Source organism: Streptomyces mobaraensis (genome assembly GCF_020099395.1).
Classification (GTDB): domain Bacteria; phylum Actinomycetota; class Actinomycetes; order Streptomycetales; family Streptomycetaceae; genus Streptomyces.
Map to the genome: position 1 here is coordinate 6,346,553 of NZ_CP083590.1, position 14,444 is coordinate 6,360,996.

At 73.7% G+C, this 14,444-nt stretch carries 11 protein-coding genes and 2 pseudogenes; 8 read left to right on the top strand and 5 right to left on the bottom strand.

Annotated elements, in window-relative coordinates:
* Window positions 1-53 precede the first annotated feature (53 nt).
* The 5 genes and pseudogenes from K7I03_RS28120 (at window position 54) to K7I03_RS28140 (ending at window position 8,119) form a co-directional block, all read left to right on the top strand.
* On the top strand, window positions 54-1,451 hold the full coding sequence (locus K7I03_RS28120; RefSeq protein WP_185944466.1) for a C39 family peptidase: 1,398 nt from the start codon (window positions 54-56) through the stop codon (window positions 1,449-1,451).
* A 320-nt stretch (window positions 1,452-1,771) separates the two neighbouring features.
* On the top strand, window positions 1,772-2,767 hold the full coding sequence (locus K7I03_RS28125; protein WP_185944467.1) for a hypothetical protein: 996 nt from the start codon (window positions 1,772-1,774) through the stop codon (window positions 2,765-2,767).
* Window positions 2,768-2,848: 81 nt separating this feature from the next.
* On the top strand, window positions 2,849-4,414 hold the full coding sequence (locus K7I03_RS28130; protein WP_185944468.1) for an amino acid permease: 1,566 nt from the start codon (window positions 2,849-2,851) through the stop codon (window positions 4,412-4,414).
* Between the two features lie 547 nt (window positions 4,415-4,961).
* Window positions 4,962-5,756: pseudogene (locus K7I03_RS28135) on the top strand (SAM-dependent methyltransferase); the annotation flags it as partial.
* Between the two features lie 140 nt (window positions 5,757-5,896).
* Window positions 5,897-8,119: a putative bifunctional diguanylate cyclase/phosphodiesterase gene (locus tag K7I03_RS28140; RefSeq protein WP_398858097.1), complete on the top strand. Its 2,223-nt coding sequence runs from the start codon at window positions 5,897-5,899 to the stop codon at window positions 8,117-8,119.
* Window positions 8,120-8,128: 9 nt separating this feature from the next.
* Here the strand turns inward: K7I03_RS28140 and K7I03_RS28145 are convergent, their stop codons facing one another.
* The gene (locus tag K7I03_RS28145) at window positions 8,129-8,605 is read right to left on the bottom strand and encodes a DUF779 domain-containing protein (RefSeq protein WP_224347248.1); all 477 of its coding nucleotides are present in this window, start codon (window positions 8,603-8,605) and stop codon (window positions 8,129-8,131) included.
* Window positions 8,606-8,921: 316 nt separating this feature from the next.
* Here K7I03_RS28145 and K7I03_RS28150 point away from each other — a divergent pair, with 316 nt between their 5' ends.
* The 3 genes and pseudogenes from K7I03_RS28150 (at window position 8,922) to K7I03_RS28160 (ending at window position 11,299) form a co-directional block, all read left to right on the top strand.
* Window positions 8,922-9,551 carry a DUF4956 domain-containing protein gene (locus tag K7I03_RS28150; protein ID WP_185944469.1) on the top strand — a complete coding sequence of 210 codons (630 nt, stop codon included), beginning with the start codon at window positions 8,922-8,924 and terminating at the stop codon, window positions 9,549-9,551.
* Complete coding sequence (locus K7I03_RS28155; RefSeq protein WP_224347249.1) at window positions 9,548-10,414, top strand: polyphosphate polymerase domain-containing protein; 867 nt, start codon at window positions 9,548-9,550, stop codon at window positions 10,412-10,414. The genes K7I03_RS28150 and K7I03_RS28155 overlap by 4 nt, the downstream gene beginning before the upstream one ends.
* A pseudogene (locus K7I03_RS28160) lies at window positions 10,411-11,299 on the top strand (class I SAM-dependent methyltransferase). The gene K7I03_RS28155 and the pseudogene K7I03_RS28160 overlap by 4 nt, the downstream one beginning before the upstream one ends.
* Window positions 11,300-11,342: 43 nt before the next feature.
* Here the strand turns inward: K7I03_RS28160 and K7I03_RS28165 are convergent.
* The 4 genes from K7I03_RS28165 to K7I03_RS28180 all read right to left on the bottom strand — a co-directional run bounded on the left by K7I03_RS28165 (window position 11,343) and on the right by K7I03_RS28180 (window position 14,386).
* Window positions 11,343-12,110: a class F sortase gene (locus K7I03_RS28165; RefSeq protein WP_224347250.1), complete on the bottom strand. Its 768-nt coding sequence runs from the start codon at window positions 12,108-12,110 to the stop codon at window positions 11,343-11,345.
* 19 nt (window positions 12,111-12,129) lie between these two features.
* The gene (locus K7I03_RS28170) at window positions 12,130-12,792 is read right to left on the bottom strand and encodes a hypothetical protein (RefSeq protein WP_185944470.1); all 663 of its coding nucleotides are present in this window, start codon (window positions 12,790-12,792) and stop codon (window positions 12,130-12,132) included.
* A gap of 236 nt (window positions 12,793-13,028) precedes the next feature.
* Window positions 13,029-13,853 carry an aminoglycoside phosphotransferase family protein gene (locus K7I03_RS28175; RefSeq protein ID WP_224347251.1) on the bottom strand — a complete coding sequence of 275 codons (825 nt, stop codon included), beginning with the start codon at window positions 13,851-13,853 and terminating at the stop codon, window positions 13,029-13,031.
* A 131-nt stretch (window positions 13,854-13,984) separates the two neighbouring features.
* Window positions 13,985-14,386: a hypothetical protein gene (locus K7I03_RS28180; RefSeq protein WP_185944471.1), complete on the bottom strand. Its 402-nt coding sequence runs from the start codon at window positions 14,384-14,386 to the stop codon at window positions 13,985-13,987.
* Between the last annotated feature and the right edge of the window lie 58 nt (window positions 14,387-14,444).

Consider the following 14,444-nt stretch of genomic DNA (forward strand, 5'->3'; position numbering starts at 1 on the left):
CCCTACACGGTCACTGACAGCCGAAACTGACAGCCGAACCGGGAGACCACGCCATGTCCAGCAGACCGACTCCCTCCCCCTGGCCCCCCTCGTCCCGCCCGCCCCGCCGTTCCCTCCTGACCGCCGCCCTCGCCGTCACGGCGGCCGCGTCGCTCTCCCGGGCGGGCACCGCCCTGGCCGCCGTCCCCGAGGGCGGGGCCCGACGGTCGTCCGGGACGGTCGACCACCACTCCTGGACCACCCTCGGCGACTGGCGCGCCGGTGCCCGCGCGGGCACGGCGGTCCGCGACGGCCGGCGGCCGGGCGTGGTCCTCGACCGGCCGGCGGGCACCCGGGAGTACACCGACCCGCACACCGGGACCACCGCCCGCTGGGAGTACGCCACCTGGACCTCCCCGGTGCACACCCTGTCCGCCCCGGCGACCGAGATCATCGTGTCCTGGAACGCCCACACCCCGCCCGGCACCTGGATCCAGACCGAGGTGCGCGCCACGTATGCCGACCGCACCCACACGCCCTGGTACGTGATGGGCCGCTGGACGTCCGGTGACGCGGCCGGCGACATCCGGCGCACCTCCGTCGACGGGCAGAAGGACGGCCGGAGCGCCGTCTCCACCGACACCCTCGCGGTCGTGCCGGCGAGCGGCGCGCGGTTCGTCTCGTACGCCCTGCGGCTGACTCTCTTCCGGCGGCCGGGCGGCGGGCTCACCCCCACGGTGTGGCGGGTGGGGGCGATGGGGTCCGAGATTCCCGACCGGTTCACGGTGCCCGCCTCGAAGCCGGGGGAGGGGGCCGGGCACCGGCTGTCCGTCCCCCGCTACTCGCAGGAGATCCACAAGGGGCAGTACCCGCAGTACGACAACGGCGGCGAGGCGTGGTGCAGTCCGACCTCCTCGCAGATGGCCGTGGAGCACTGGGGGCGCCGGCCGTCCGCCGCCGACCTCGCCTGGGTGGACCCGTCCTACGCCGATCCCCAGGTCTGCCACGCCGCCCGGTTCACCTACGACTACCAGTACCAGGGGTGCGGCAACTGGCCGTTCAACGCGGCCTACGCGGCGACCTACCGGGACCTGCAGAGCACGGTCACCCGGCTGCGTTCGCTGAACGACGCCGAGCGGCTGGTCCGGGCCGGCGTCCCGGTCATCACCTCGCAGTCCTTCCTCGCCGCCGAGCTGGACGGGGCCGGGTACGGCACGGCGGGGCACCTGATGTGCGTCACCGGCTTCACCAAGAGCGGCGACGTGGTCGTCCACGATCCGGCGGCCCCCTCGGACGCGGCCGTCCAACGGGTGTACAAGAGGCGTCAGTTCGAGAACGTCTGGCTGCGGACCAAGCGGCATGACGCGCAGGGCCGGGTCAAGGGCGGTTCGGGTGGGGTGTGTTACCTCTACTTCCCGCTGGAGCTCTCGGCCGCTCAGCGGCGTGCTCTGCGGCAAGTGGGAGTGGAGTGAGTGAAGTTCACCCAGTGAATATCCGGCAGCACGGCCCGTTCGCACGGCTGTGTGTATAAGCTGAGGCCGCACCGAGGCCCAGGACCGATCGTCTCCGGTCGCGGTGGTTCCGTCGGGCGTGCGCCCACCGGTGTGTCCGGGGCGGGTCTCCGCCCGTCCCGCCGCCCGACGGCCGTCGATCCGGTTCCGGTGTGCACCTTTCCCGCTCGCGTGGCCCTGTCATGGCGGCTTGTCATGACAATGCCAAGGATCCGCGGGCGCTGCGACACCGCACGTGAACCGTTCGGCAGACGACCGCGAGGCAGGGAGGGGCGCACCCGATGCAGCGCCGACGATTCGGCCGCTCCGCGCGGCGGGCGGGGCCGGCCGACCCCGTGGAGGCGGAGCTCGACGCCCATCCCGCGCGCGACGACCGCCCGCTGCGCGCCGCCGTGGACGACGCCGCCATGGGCCGCTGGGAGGGGCCCCGCGACCTGCTCGCGGCCACCGGCCACGACTGGGACCGGCGGATCTTCCGGCTCCAGGTCCTCGCCCGGGCCGGGGTGAACCTCCGCTTCGCCGAGACCTGGAGCCGGGCCGAACCCGGTTCCCCGGACGCCCTGGCCGTGCTGGCCCACGTCCAGGCCCTGCGGTCGCTTGTCGCCGGCCGGGACGCGGGCCGGGAGCTGATGGAACAGGCGTGGGAGACCTGCCTGGCCACCGCCGAGGCGGCCCCGGCGGACCCCTCGCCGTGGGTGGTCCTGCTGGCCCTGGTGCGCGTCCACGCCCCGGACCGCGAGCTGCTGGGGCAGATCTGGAACGAGGCGACCGCCCGGGACCCGTACAACCGGGAGGCGCACCACGAGGTGCTCACCTTCCTGTTCGACCGGAACCACGGCTCCGGCGGCGAGATGTTCCACTGGGCGCTCGAACGGGCCCAGACCGCGCCCGCGGGGCTCCCGCTGGCCGTCCTCCCGCTGGTCGCCCTCGCCGAGTCCTACCGGCAGCGCAGGGCGGAGAGCGGCGGCGCGTACGGGCTGACGGTGCACCCCTGGAACGACTGTCCGCACATCGACCGGGTGCTCGACGGCTGGTGGCGGCACCGGTCGCCCCGGCCGCACGCCCAGTTCGCGGACGACGCCAACTACCTCGCGCACGCCCTCGGCTTCGCCGGCCGGCACGCCGAGGCGCACGAGGTGTTCACCGCGATCGGCCCGTACGCCTGCGACGCGCCCTGGTCGTACTGCGGCGAACCGCGTGAGCTGTTCCTGCGGTACCGCGGCTGGGCGGCCCGTGCCGCCGCCGGCCGGCCGCCCCGGCCCCCGCGGCCGGGCTGAGTCCCCAGGTCCACAAGAGCACCACCGCACCACGGTTTCCCCCACCGCCCCCCGGCCCAACGAACCGAGGAAGAGGTTTCCGTGCCACTCGAAGTCCCCGGCGTCTCAGGCGTCCCCGGCGCCTCCGGCGCTTCCGGTGTTTCCGACGAAGAGCGCCTCGCACAGCTCGGCTACCGCCAGACCCTCGCCCGCAGCATGAGCGGGTTCGCCAACTTCGCCGTCTCGTTCACCATCATCTCGGTGCTGTCCGGCTGCATGACCATGTACGGCTACGGGATGACGACCGGCGGGCCCGCCATGATCACCTGGGGCTGGGTCGGGGTCGGCCTGATGACCCTGATCGTGGGGCTGGCCATGGCCGAGGTGTGCTCCTCCTACCCGACCAGCGCCGGACTGTACTTCTGGGCCCACCGGATGGCCCCGGAGCGCAGCCGGGCGGCGTGGGCCTGGTTCACCGGCTGGTTCAACGTCCTCGGCCAGATCGCGGTGACCGCGGGCGTCGACTTCGGCGCGGCCTCCTTCCTCAACGCCTACCTCGACCTCCAGTTCGACTTCGCGGCGACGCCCGGCCACACCATCACCCTCTTCGGGGTCATCCTGCTGCTGCACGCCGTCCTGAACACCTTCGGCGTCCGCATCGTCGCCGTGCTCAACAGCGTCAGCGTCTGGTGGCACGTCGTCGGGGTGCTCGTCATCGTCGGCGCCCTGGCGCTCGTCCCGGACCACCACCAGTCGGCCTCCGTCGTCTTCGGCGAGTTCGTCAACCGCACCGGCTGGGACTCGGGCTTCTACGTGGGGCTGCTGTCGCTGCTGATGGCGCAGTACACCTTCACCGGCTATGACGCGTCGGCCCATATGACCGAGGAGACCAACGACGCGTCGACGGCCGGTCCGCGCGGCATCGTCCGCTCCATCTGGCTCTCCTGGATCGCCGGGTTCGTGCTGCTCGTCGGGATGACGTTCGCCATCCAGAGCTACGACGGCTCGCTGGAGTCGACGACCGGGGTGCCGCCGGCCCAGATCCTGATGGACGCGCTCGGCGCGAGCGGCGGCAAGGCGCTGCTGCTGGTCATCATCGCCGCCCAGCTGTTCTGCGGGATGGCCTCCGTCACCGCCAACTCCCGGATGATCTACGCCTTCTCGCGCGACGGGGCGCTGCCCTTCTCCCGCGTCTGGCACCGGATCAACCCGTCGACCCGGACGCCCACCAACGCGGTGTGGCTCGCGGCCGGGGGAGCGTTCGTCCTCGGTCTGCCGTATCTGATCAACGAGACCGCCTACGCGGCCGTGACCAGCATCGCCACCATCGGGCTGTACATCGCCTACGTCATCCCCACCTTCCTGCGGCTGCGCCTCGGCGACCGTTTCGAGCGCGGCCCCTGGCACCTGGGCCGCTGGTCGCGGCCGATCGGTGTGGTGGCCGTCGGGTGGGTGGCGCTGATCACCGTGCTGTTCATGCTGCCGCAGGTGCACCCGGTGACCCTGGAGACCTTCAACTACGCGCCCGTGGCGGTGGCCGCGGTGCTCGGCTTCGCCGGGGTGTGGTGGCTGGTGTCGGCCCGCCGGTGGTTCCTGGACCCGCACCACCCCAAGAACGCCGTGGCGCACGCGGCGCCGCTGGCGGAACCGGGCGCGCTGCGCCCGTAGCGCGCGCCGGGCGACGGGCCCGCGCACCGGCTTCCGGCCGGGCAAACCTCCCGTTGGCACCAGACGTACGACAGGGGCCGCACCCCCGGCGGCCGACGCCCGGGGCGGTCCCTGTCGCGCGTCCGCGCGCCCTCGCGAACCGGGACGCGCCCCTTGCGCGGGGAGCGGCGGTCCATGATCATTTGCTGTAGTCGGCAATGATGTGATCAATAATGCGAGAGCTGGTCCCGATCCGTACGGGCCGGGAGGCGCGGGGGGCACGGGAAGCAGGGGACGGAGGGGCGGAGAAGCGCGGAGAAGGGGCAGCGCCGGCCGGCGGCACGGGCCGCCGTGGACGCGAGGGCACCCATGACGGCGGACAGAGACGCATCTCACGCGAACGAGTGGTTTTGAACCGCGATGAACCGCAGACCTGCTGGAGTCGAAGGGGGAGCGGCGAGCGCATGCGGACCGCGCTTCTCCGCTTGCTTCTACCATTCGAACGAACGATCAGTAGCCTCTGCTCAGACCCCTCAACACCCCTGCGATGAGCTGGAGAGACAGAGTGATGGAGCGTCCTTGCCGGGCCCCTTCGGGCATCGACCTGTCCGTGCCGAGCGTGTCCCGCATCTACGACTACTACCTGGGCGGCTCGCACAACTTCGAGGTCGACCGGGAGGCCGGACGGCGCGCCATCGAGGCGTTCCCGGACATGCCGAAGATCATGCAGGCCAACCGCGCGTTCATGCGGCGCGCCGTGCGCCACGCGATCGAGCGGGGCGTCAACCGGTTCCTGGACATCGGCTCCGGCATCCCCACCTTCGGCAGCGTCCATGAGATCGCCCGGGCCGCCGACCCCGAGGCCCGCGTCGTCTACGTGGACCACGACCCGGTCGCCGTCGCGCACAGCCGCACGGTGCTGGAGGGGAACGACCGGGCCGGGGTCGTCGCCGCCGACCTGCGCTCGCCCGAGGCCATCCTGCGCAGCCCGGAGGTCACCCGCCTGCTCGCCCCGGGGCGGCCCGTCGCCCTGCTCCTCGTCGCCGTGCTGCACTTCGTACCGGACGAGGACGACCCCTGGGCGGCGGTGGCCCGGCTGCGCGACGCGCTCGCGCCGGGCAGCCTCCTGATCCTGACCCACGCCGCGACGGAGGGCGGGCCGATGAAACCCGAGGAGGGCGAGAAGGTGGAGAGCGTCTACCGCACCATCGGCTCACCGCTGTGCACCCGTTCGCGCCGTGACGTGGCCCGGTTCTTCGAGGGCTTCTCCCTGGTGGAGCCCGGGCTGGTGCCCATGCCCACCTGGCGTCCGGAGCCCCGGGAGGACCCGGAGGGCGAGCCGGAGGCACGCGGCGTACTCGGCGGGCCCGAGACGCGCGGTGCCCAGGGCGAACCGGAGACGCGCGGCGCCGGGAAAACCGGGGCCGCCGCGGATCCGGACCACGCCGCCGACCCCGTCTTCACGGCAGGGTTCGCCGGAGTGGCCGGTGTGGGGCGCAAGCCGTGACCGGCACCTCGAACGGCCGCACCCTGCACGGCACCGCCGAGCCGCTCCCGTACCCCGCCCCGTACCCCACCGGCGACAGCGCGGTGCAGGACGAGCGGCTGCGGCGGTTCGCCGCGCTGTGGAGCCGGGCCGTCCACCCGGCCGCGTCCACCCCGCTGACCCGTGCCGAGTTCGAGCGCTTCCTGGTCCCGCTGGCCGCCCGGCTCCGTGACGCGCTGCACGCCCGGACGTTCGACCCCGCCCCCGGTACCGAGGTCGGCGCCGCCCTGGTCCGCGGCCACTGCACCGACCCCGCCACCCTCCCGCTGGTCCTCGGCGCCGTCGACGCCTATCTGCTGCTCTACTGCCCGCCGGACGACGCCGTCCCCGCCGACGAGTGCCGCGCCCGCTGCACCCGGCTCCAGCACGCCCTCGCCGCCGGCTTCGCCGCCGAGCTCCGCGAACGCGCCCTCGCCGAGCAGGAGGCCATCTCCCGTGCCGCCCTCGCCGCCCGGGCCGAGACCGAACAGGCCCTGCACACCAGCGAGGAGCGGTTCCGCGCGGTCTTCGAGGGCGCGGCCATCGGGGTCGGCATCGCCGACGTCGACGGGCACATCACCGACGTCAACGAGGCGCTCTGCCGGATGTTCGGCAGCATCGACCGCCCGGTGGCCGGACGCAACGTCGGCGAGCTCGTCCACCCCGACGACTCGCCCGAGGTCTGGGGCCTCTACGCCGAGCTGGTCCGCGGCGACCGCGACCACTACCGCGTCGAGAAGCCGTACTACCGCGGCGACGGCAGCGTCCTCTGGACCGATCTGACGGTCTCCCTGCTGCGCGACGCCACCGGCCGCCCCCAGTACCAGCTCGCGCTCATGGAGGACATCACCGAGCGCCGCGAGCTGCACGAGCGCCTCCGCCACCAGGCCACCCACGACGACCTCACCGGCCTGCCCAACCGCACCCTCTTCTTCGAACGCCTCGACCGCACCCTGGACCCCAGCGGTCCCCTGGGCCCCGACAGCCACTTCGGCCTCTGCTACCTCGACCTGGACGGCTTCAAGGCCGTCAACGACAGCCTCGGCCACGCCGTCGGCGACCAGCTCCTCGTCGCCGTCGCCGAGCGGCTGCGCGCCTGCGCCTCCGGGCCCGACGAACTGGTGGCCCGGCTGGGCGGCGACGAGTTCGTGGCCCTCACCACCGGCCCCACCGCCCAGCGCGACGTCACCGCCCTCGCCCGCCGGATGCTCGCCGCCCTCGCCGACCCCGTCCACCTCGACGGCCGCCACCTGTGCGTCCGCGCCAGCATCGGCATCGTCACCGGCCGCCCCGGCGAGGCGGACGCCGCCGAGGTGCTGCGCAGCGCCGACATCACCATGTACCGGGCCAAGGCCGCCGGCGGCAACCGCTACGAGCTCGCCGACGCCGACTCCGACGCCCGGGTCATCGCCCGGCACGATCTCACCAACTGCCTGCCCGGCGCCCTGGAGAACGGCGAGTTCTTCATCGAGTACCAGCCGCTGGTCCGGCTCTCCGACGGCACCGTGCGCGGCGCCGAGGCGCTCGTCCGCTGGCTGCACCCGGTGCACGGGGTGCTCGGCCCGGACCAGTTCATCCCGCTCGCCGAGAGCACCGGACTGATCGTCCCGCTCGGCCGCTGGGTCCTGGAGGAGGCGGCCCGGCAGGCCCGCGCCTGGCGCAGCGACGGCCGCTGCCGGGTGCCGCTCCGGGTCAACGTCAACCTCTCGCCCTCGCAGCTGCGTTACCCCGCGCTCGTCGCCGAGACCATCGCCGTCCTCGACAACGCCGGCCTCGACCCGTCGGCGCTCTGCCTGGAGGTCACCGAGAACGCCCTCATCGGCGCCGACGAGGAGCAGCTCCGCCCGCTGCGGCAACTCGCCGACCTGGGCGTGGACATCGCCCTCGACGACTTCGGCACCGGCTACTCCAACCTGTCCTACCTGCGCCGGCTGCCGGTCAGCACGCTCAAGCTCGACCGCTCCTTCACCCGCGGCATGCAGCGCGCGCCCGCCGACCCCGTCGACGTGAAGATCGTCGAGGGGATCGTCTCGCTCGCCCACACCCTGGACCTGTCGGTGACGGTGGAGGGCGTGGAGACCGGTACCCAGGCGGACCACCTGCGGATACTGGGCTGTGAGACGGCGCAGGGCTGGTACTACGCCCGGCCGGGCCCGCCGGAGCGGCTGCACAAGCTCTCGCTGGCGGACGCCGCGTCCTGATCCGGCCGTTCAGCCCGTCACCTGATCCCCGTCCCGGGAGCCGCCGGTACCCGGCCGGCCGCCGGTACCCGGCCGGCCGCCGGTACCCGGGCCGAGCAGCCGCGCCTCCGCGTCCGTCAGCAGCCGCGAGCGGATCAGGAAGCGGACGCCCTCCGGGGCCTCCAGGGAGAAGCCGCTTCCGCGCCCCGGCACCACGTCCACGGTGAGGTGGGTGTGGCGCCAGCGCTCGAACTGGTCCGCCGCCATCCAGAAGCCGACGGGCTCGGCCACCCCCTCGACGGCCAGCTCGGCGAGGAGCACGTCACTGCCGCCGGTGCGGAACTCGCCCCGCGGATAGCACATCGGCGAACTGCCGTCGCAGCAGCCGCCGGACTGGTGGAACATCAGCGGCCCGTGCTTGCGGCGCAGCCGCCGGAGCAGCCGGGCCGCCGCCGGGGCGAGGGCGACGCGTCCGGGGGAGTCAGGCTGCGGTCGGGTCGGGGTCACGGGTGCCCTCCTCGAACGTCCATTTACGCAGGCGTATATCCGTTCCACGGGGCCCCAGCCTGCCCGGGTCCCGACGCTGATCGCCAGAGGCCCGTCGGCCGCACCGGGACGGGTCCCGCGAACCATCCGGCACAGCCGCTCCCCCCGCCGCAAGTGCGCCGAACGCGACGGGAATCCACCGGATCCGGCCAGCTCCGCCGCTCCGCCGTCAAGGACCCGCACGGTTCGCTCGAATGGACCCGGAGGAGTCCTTCCGTTCACCCATCGTTTCCCTGGAGTTGTGCGACCGGCACAGCCGCATAGGGAGGAAGAAGCCGTGGAACCCGTGCGTGACCTCGCCGCCCACCTGGGTCTCGACCTGCTCGCGGTATGTCTGCTGACCTTCGCGATCTACCATCCGCGACACCGGCGGCGGGACCTCGTCCCCGCCTATCTCGCCCTGAACGTCGCCCTGTTCTCCGTCGTGGCGGCGCTCGCCGAGGTGGGTGCCAAGGGCGGCACCGCGCTCGGCTTCGGCCTGTTCGGCGTGCTCTCCATCATCCGGCTGCGCTCCGACGCCGTACAGCACGAGGAGGTCGCCTACTACTTCAGCACCCTCGTCCTCGGCCTGCTCTGCGGCCTGCCGCACCTCGGCCTGGGCTACGCGGCCACGCTGAGCGCCGTCCTCCTGCTGGTCGTCTACGTCGCCGACCACCCGCGGCTGCTCACCCGCGCCCGCCGCAGCGTCGTCACCCTCGACGTCGTCCTCACCGACCCCGCCGCCCTCCGTGCCGAACTCGCTCACCGCCTCGGCGAACCGCTGCACTGGACCGTCACCGAGATCGACTACGTCCGCGACCTCATGGTCGTCGACGTCCGCTACCGCGAGTTCCGGCCCGGCACCGCCCAACAGGCCCCTGCCGCCCGTCCGTCGGTGCGCGACGCCCGCGCCTGGGAGGCCGCGTGAGCACCGCCGCCCCGGCCCCCGCCGTCCCCAGCCCGACGCCGCACCCCCTGGAACGCGTCGTCGGCGCCGCCCGGCCCGTCTCCCTCGACGAGGTCAACGCGCGCTCCGGCCTGCTCACCCGCTTCGACCGCGGCTACCTGGTGCCCGCCCGGCTGCTCACCGACCTCGTCGCCCTCCTCACCGCCCCGCACCGGCCCGGCGGCGCCTACCGCGTCCTCGCCATCGACGGCAGACGGGTCTTCCACTACCACTCCGTCTACTACGACACCCCCGGCCTGCGCTCCTTCCACGAGCACCGGCAGGGCCGCCGGCAACGCTTCAAGATCCGCGAACGCGTCTACCGGGACAGCGGAGAGCGGCAGTTCGAGCTCAAGCTCAAGGGCGGCCGGGGCGACACCGTCAAACACCGGCTCCCGCTCACCGCCGGCGCCGGCCCGCTCGACCCGGCGTACCGCGCCTGGCTCGACACCACCCTGCGCACCGCCTACGGCATCACCGCACCGCCGGACCTCACCCCCTCGGTCACCACCGACTACCTGCGCGCCACCCTGGTGGCCGACGGCGAACGCGTCACCTGCGACGCCGGGCTCGTCTGCGCCGACCGCCGGACCGGCGCCACCGTGCGCTGCGCCCCCGGCCTCGTCCTCGTCGAGACCAAGGGCACCGGCCGGCTGACCGACGCCGACCGGCTGCTGCACGCCCACGGCGTCCGGCCCGCCGTCTTCACCAAGTACTGCGGCGCCCTCGCCGCGCTCCACCCCGCCCTGCCCGGCAACCGCTGGCGCCGCGCCGCCGCCCTCGCCTTCCCGGCGGCGGGCGGCGGGGTGATCGGCGCGGCCGGCGGTGGTAGGAAGGCCCCATGACGGCAGACGACCGCACGACCGCGTCCGGCGCACGGCCTCCTGGCGAACGGCCGCCCGGCATCGAGGAGATGCTCCGCGCCAACGAGCGCAACTGGGACGCCCGCCCCCCCCGTCCACGTCGCCAGCGACTTCTACGGACTGGACGGCTCCCGGACCGCCGAGGACTGGTTCGCCCCCTTCGAGTGGACCGACCTCGGCGACCTCGCCGGCCGCGACGTCCTTCACCTCCAGTGCCACCTCGGCACCGAGACCCACGCCTTCGCCGACCGGGGCGCCCGCACCGTCGGCCTGGACTTCTCCGCGGCCGCCGTGGAGGAGGCCCGCCGGCTCGCCGCCGGGCGCGGACGGGACGTCGAGTACGTCCGGGCCGACGTCCACCGGGCCGTCGAGGCGCTCGGCGGACGGCGGTTCGACGTCGTCTACACCGGCAAGGGCGCGCTCTGCTACCTCCCCGACCTGCCGGCCTGGGCGGACGTGGTCGCCCGGCTGCTCCGGCCCGGCGGCGTCCTGTACCTGGTGGAGTTCCACCCGCTGCTCAACGCCCTCGGGCCGGTCCCGGCGCCCGGCGAGGAGGGGCTGCTGCTGCGCCACGACTACCTGGAGGGCCGGGGGCCGATCCGCGGCGACAACCCCCGGACGTACACCGACGGCCCCCCGCTCCGGGAGGCCGTGACCAGCTACGAGTGGCGGCACGGGCTCGGGGAGACGGTCGGGGCCGTCCTCGGGGCCGGGCTGGAGCTCGAAGTGCTGCGCGAGACCGAGCTGTTGCCCTGGCCGCGGCTGCCCGGCATGGTCCGGGACCCGGGCGGCTGGTGGCGGCTGCCGGACGCGGAGCCCCGGGTGCCGCATATGTTCGCGCTGCGGGCGCGGCGCCGGGCGGGCTGAGGCCACGGGCCGCCCGCCGGACGTCAGGACGCGTCGGGGCGCGTCAGGGCGCGTCGGGGTCTTCGCCCTCGTCGGCCTGCTCCGGGGGCTGGGCCGGCTGCGCCGGTGGTGCCGGTTCGGCCGGCTTCCCGGCCGGCGACGGGGCGGCGGGGGCGCCGGACGTCCCGGTGAGGTAGGCGGACACCACCACGTTGGCGGTGTACTCGTGCCGCTCGCGGTCGTACTCGCCGCCGCAGGTGACGAGGCGCAGCTCGGCGCGCTTCGGGTCCTTGGGCCCGTACGCCTTGTCGGCGTCGAAGTGGTCCCGGGGGACGACGGCGACGTCCTCGACGGTGAACTCGGCGGTGCTGCCGTCCTTGCGGACGACGTTCACCTTCAGCCCCGGCTTCGCGCTGCTCAGTTCGTAGAAGACGCCCCGCGAGGTCTTGGTGTCGACGTGCCCGACGAGCACGGCGGCCCCGACGGCACCGGGCGCCGGCCCGTCCTTGTACCAGGCGACGGTGTTGGGCCGGTCGTACGAGGGGGCCTCGACCCCGCCCTGGGGGTCGAGGCCGTGCCCTTCGACGGGGGCCCGCAGACCCATGGCCTTGATGGCCAGGGTCTGCGGGGCCGCTACCGGCAGCGGTGAGTGCGCCGGGAGCAGGCCATGCGCGGGAGGGCGGCCGGAGGGCTTGACGTCACCGGTGACCGGAGCCGTGGATATCGGCTCCTCGGCGATGTCATGGCCCCATAGCCAGAGGGCCAGCAGCAGTGCTACCCAGGCCGCCCCTGTCAGCAGGCGGCCGAAACCACCTGTGCGCTTTTCTGACATGTCTCCGGTCCGCTCCCTGTTACTGCTTGACCGTGCGGGAGGACCGGCGACGGGACCAGATCAGACCACCCGCGATACCGGCCGTGGCACCCGCGAGGATGAGCACGGGGGTGTCGACGGACGACGACTCCGCGGCGGCCACCGGCGCGGTGGCACCGCCACCCGCGTGCGACCAGCCGTGCGGCCGGTTGTGGTGGCCCTTGTCGTGGTCGCCGTGGTGCCGGCCGTGGTCACGGCCGTGCTCCTCGTGGTGACCCCGGCCCTCGTGGTCACGGCCGTGGTCGCGACCGTGGTCGTCGTCCCGCCCGTGGTCACGGCCGTGGTCGCCGTCCCGCCCGTGGTCACGGCCGTGGTCGTCGTCCCGGCCTTCGTGGCTCCGGCCGTGGTCGTCGTCCTTGCCGTGGTCGTCGTGTCCGTCACGACCGCGGTCCTCGTTCCAGCCGTCGTCGTGGTCACGCCCCTTGTTCCGGTCGTGGTCGTCGTCCCGGCCGTCGTGGTCACGGCCGTGGTCGTCGTCCCGGCCGTGGTCACGGTCACCATGGTCGCGGTCGTGGTCGCCGTGCTTGACGACCTGACCGGCCGAGGGGGCCGAGGGGGCCTCGAGGGCGTAGGCGGCGGCGGGTGCCGCACAGACGGCGACTGCCGTCAGAGTGCCGCAGAGAGCGGTACGAATTGACTTCATTGGGTGTACCTCCTTGATCCGAGGTTCACCCGGCACCCTCCCGGCGGCATCCGGAGGGTAGCCGTATTGCTCCATTCGGTGACGGAGCTGGTCCGAGCGGGGGAGGGACACGCCGGAAAGGGGCTGAACATCGGGCCTCCGGGGGTTCCCGGGGCGCCGGCGGAGGGCCGGGCGTGTCGGGCGTGTCGGCGGGTGCGGGCGAGAGGCGGCGGCCTTCCCCTCAACCGCCGCGTACGTCAGGTGACTTGGGGCTCGCCGGCCCGGTCCTCCGTCAGGACCGCCCGCAGGACGTGCCGGGCGTTCCGCGCCATCGACGGGTTGGCCGTCCGGTAGTGGGGGAAGGCGATCAGCGCCTGGGAGAGCGTCCGGCCCCGGCCGCGGCGCCAGGCGGCGTCGTCCACGCCGAGCGCGTCGCGGAAGACCCCGCGGGCGGCGGACGGGAGCAGGTTCCACGCCGGGAAGAGGTCGCAGGCCGGGTCGCCCGTCCCCGCGCACCCGAAGTCGATGACGGCCGCGAGCCGGCCCCCGGACACCAGGAGGTTGCCCGGCATCAGGTCGGCGTGCAGCCACACCGGCGGCCCGGCCCGGGTCGGGGCGCCCAGCGCGTCCTCCCAGACGGCGAGCGCGGCGTCGCGGTCGACGCCCTCCTCGGGGAACCTGCGCAGCGCGTCGACCGCCGCCCGGGTCGCGGCGTCGAGCGCGGCGAGCGGCCCGCCGCGGTGCGCCCGCGGCGGCGTCCCGGGCAGGGTCACCTCCCGCATCGCCGCCACGAACCCGGCCAGGTCCGCGGCGAGCCGCACCGCATCGTCGAGCGCCCCCTCCTCGGGGACGCGCCCCGGCAGCCACCGGTACACCGACCACGGCCACGGATACCCCTCGGCGGGCTCACCGGCCCCCAGCACCTCCGGCACGGCGACGGGCAGCCGGGGCGCCAGCAGCGGCAGCCACTCCCGCTCCCGCAGGATGTCCGCGACGCCGCCCTCGGTCAGCGGCAGCCGGACCAGCAGCTCGTCGCCCAGCCGGTACACGGCGTTGACCGTCCCGCCGGACGGCAGCCTCATGGGGAGTCATCCGACCGGTGGGGGGCGGGGGAGGTCAACCGCTTTTCCCGGGAGGCGCGGACCGGCGAGGACCCTCAGGGTGTCAGGATCGACGAAGCCCCCCTCCCGGTGGCGGGGAGAGGGGCGTGGCGTCACTTCTTCCGGCGCTTGCGCGGCGCGGGGATGAGCGGGGCCTCGGTCTCGCGGGCCGCGGCGAAGAAGGGGGCCATCGCTTCTTCGTACTGCTTCAGGGATTCGGGACCCAGGTCGACTTCGAGCCACTTGGGGACCTGGATTTCCTTGATTTCCGTCACCGGCGAACCGTCCTCGTCCACCTCCCCGGTAAGGTCCTCCATTTCCTCGGGAACCGTCACCGCGAACTTGACCGTGGTCAGGTTGTCGGTGACCTCGGGGGCGAGGTCGTCGAAATCGATGCGCTGCACGTAAATCGGCGTCGTGATCGTCTGACCGCCGACCTCGATCGTCTTCACCCCCTCCTCCACGTTGGGCTGACCCTTGTGGGTTTCGTCTACCTCGATGAATTTGGTGCCCATGGACGGCGCCTTTCCCTTTTGCCGGTATGCGCTCAAATTCTAGAGGAGCCGGGGCAGT

Excerpts from the sequence above, each read along its gene's own strand:
- K7I03_RS28120 (WP_185944466.1), top strand. The coding sequence starts at position 54 with ATGTCCAGCAGACCGACTCCCTCCCCCTGGCCCCCCTCGTCCCGCCCG.
- K7I03_RS28125 (WP_185944467.1), top strand. The coding sequence starts at position 1,772 with ATGCAGCGCCGACGATTCGGCCGCTCCGCGCGGCGGGCGGGGCCGGCC.
- K7I03_RS28165 (WP_224347250.1), bottom strand. The coding sequence starts at position 12,110 with ATGTCAGAAAAGCGCACAGGTGGTTTCGGCCGCCTGCTGACAGGGGCG.
- K7I03_RS28170 (WP_185944470.1), bottom strand. The coding sequence starts at position 12,792 with ATGAAGTCAATTCGTACCGCTCTCTGCGGCACTCTGACGGCAGTCGCC.
- K7I03_RS28175 (WP_224347251.1), bottom strand. The coding sequence starts at position 13,853 with ATGAGGCTGCCGTCCGGCGGGACGGTCAACGCCGTGTACCGGCTGGGC.
- K7I03_RS28180 (WP_185944471.1), bottom strand. The coding sequence starts at position 14,386 with ATGGGCACCAAATTCATCGAGGTAGACGAAACCCACAAGGGTCAGCCC.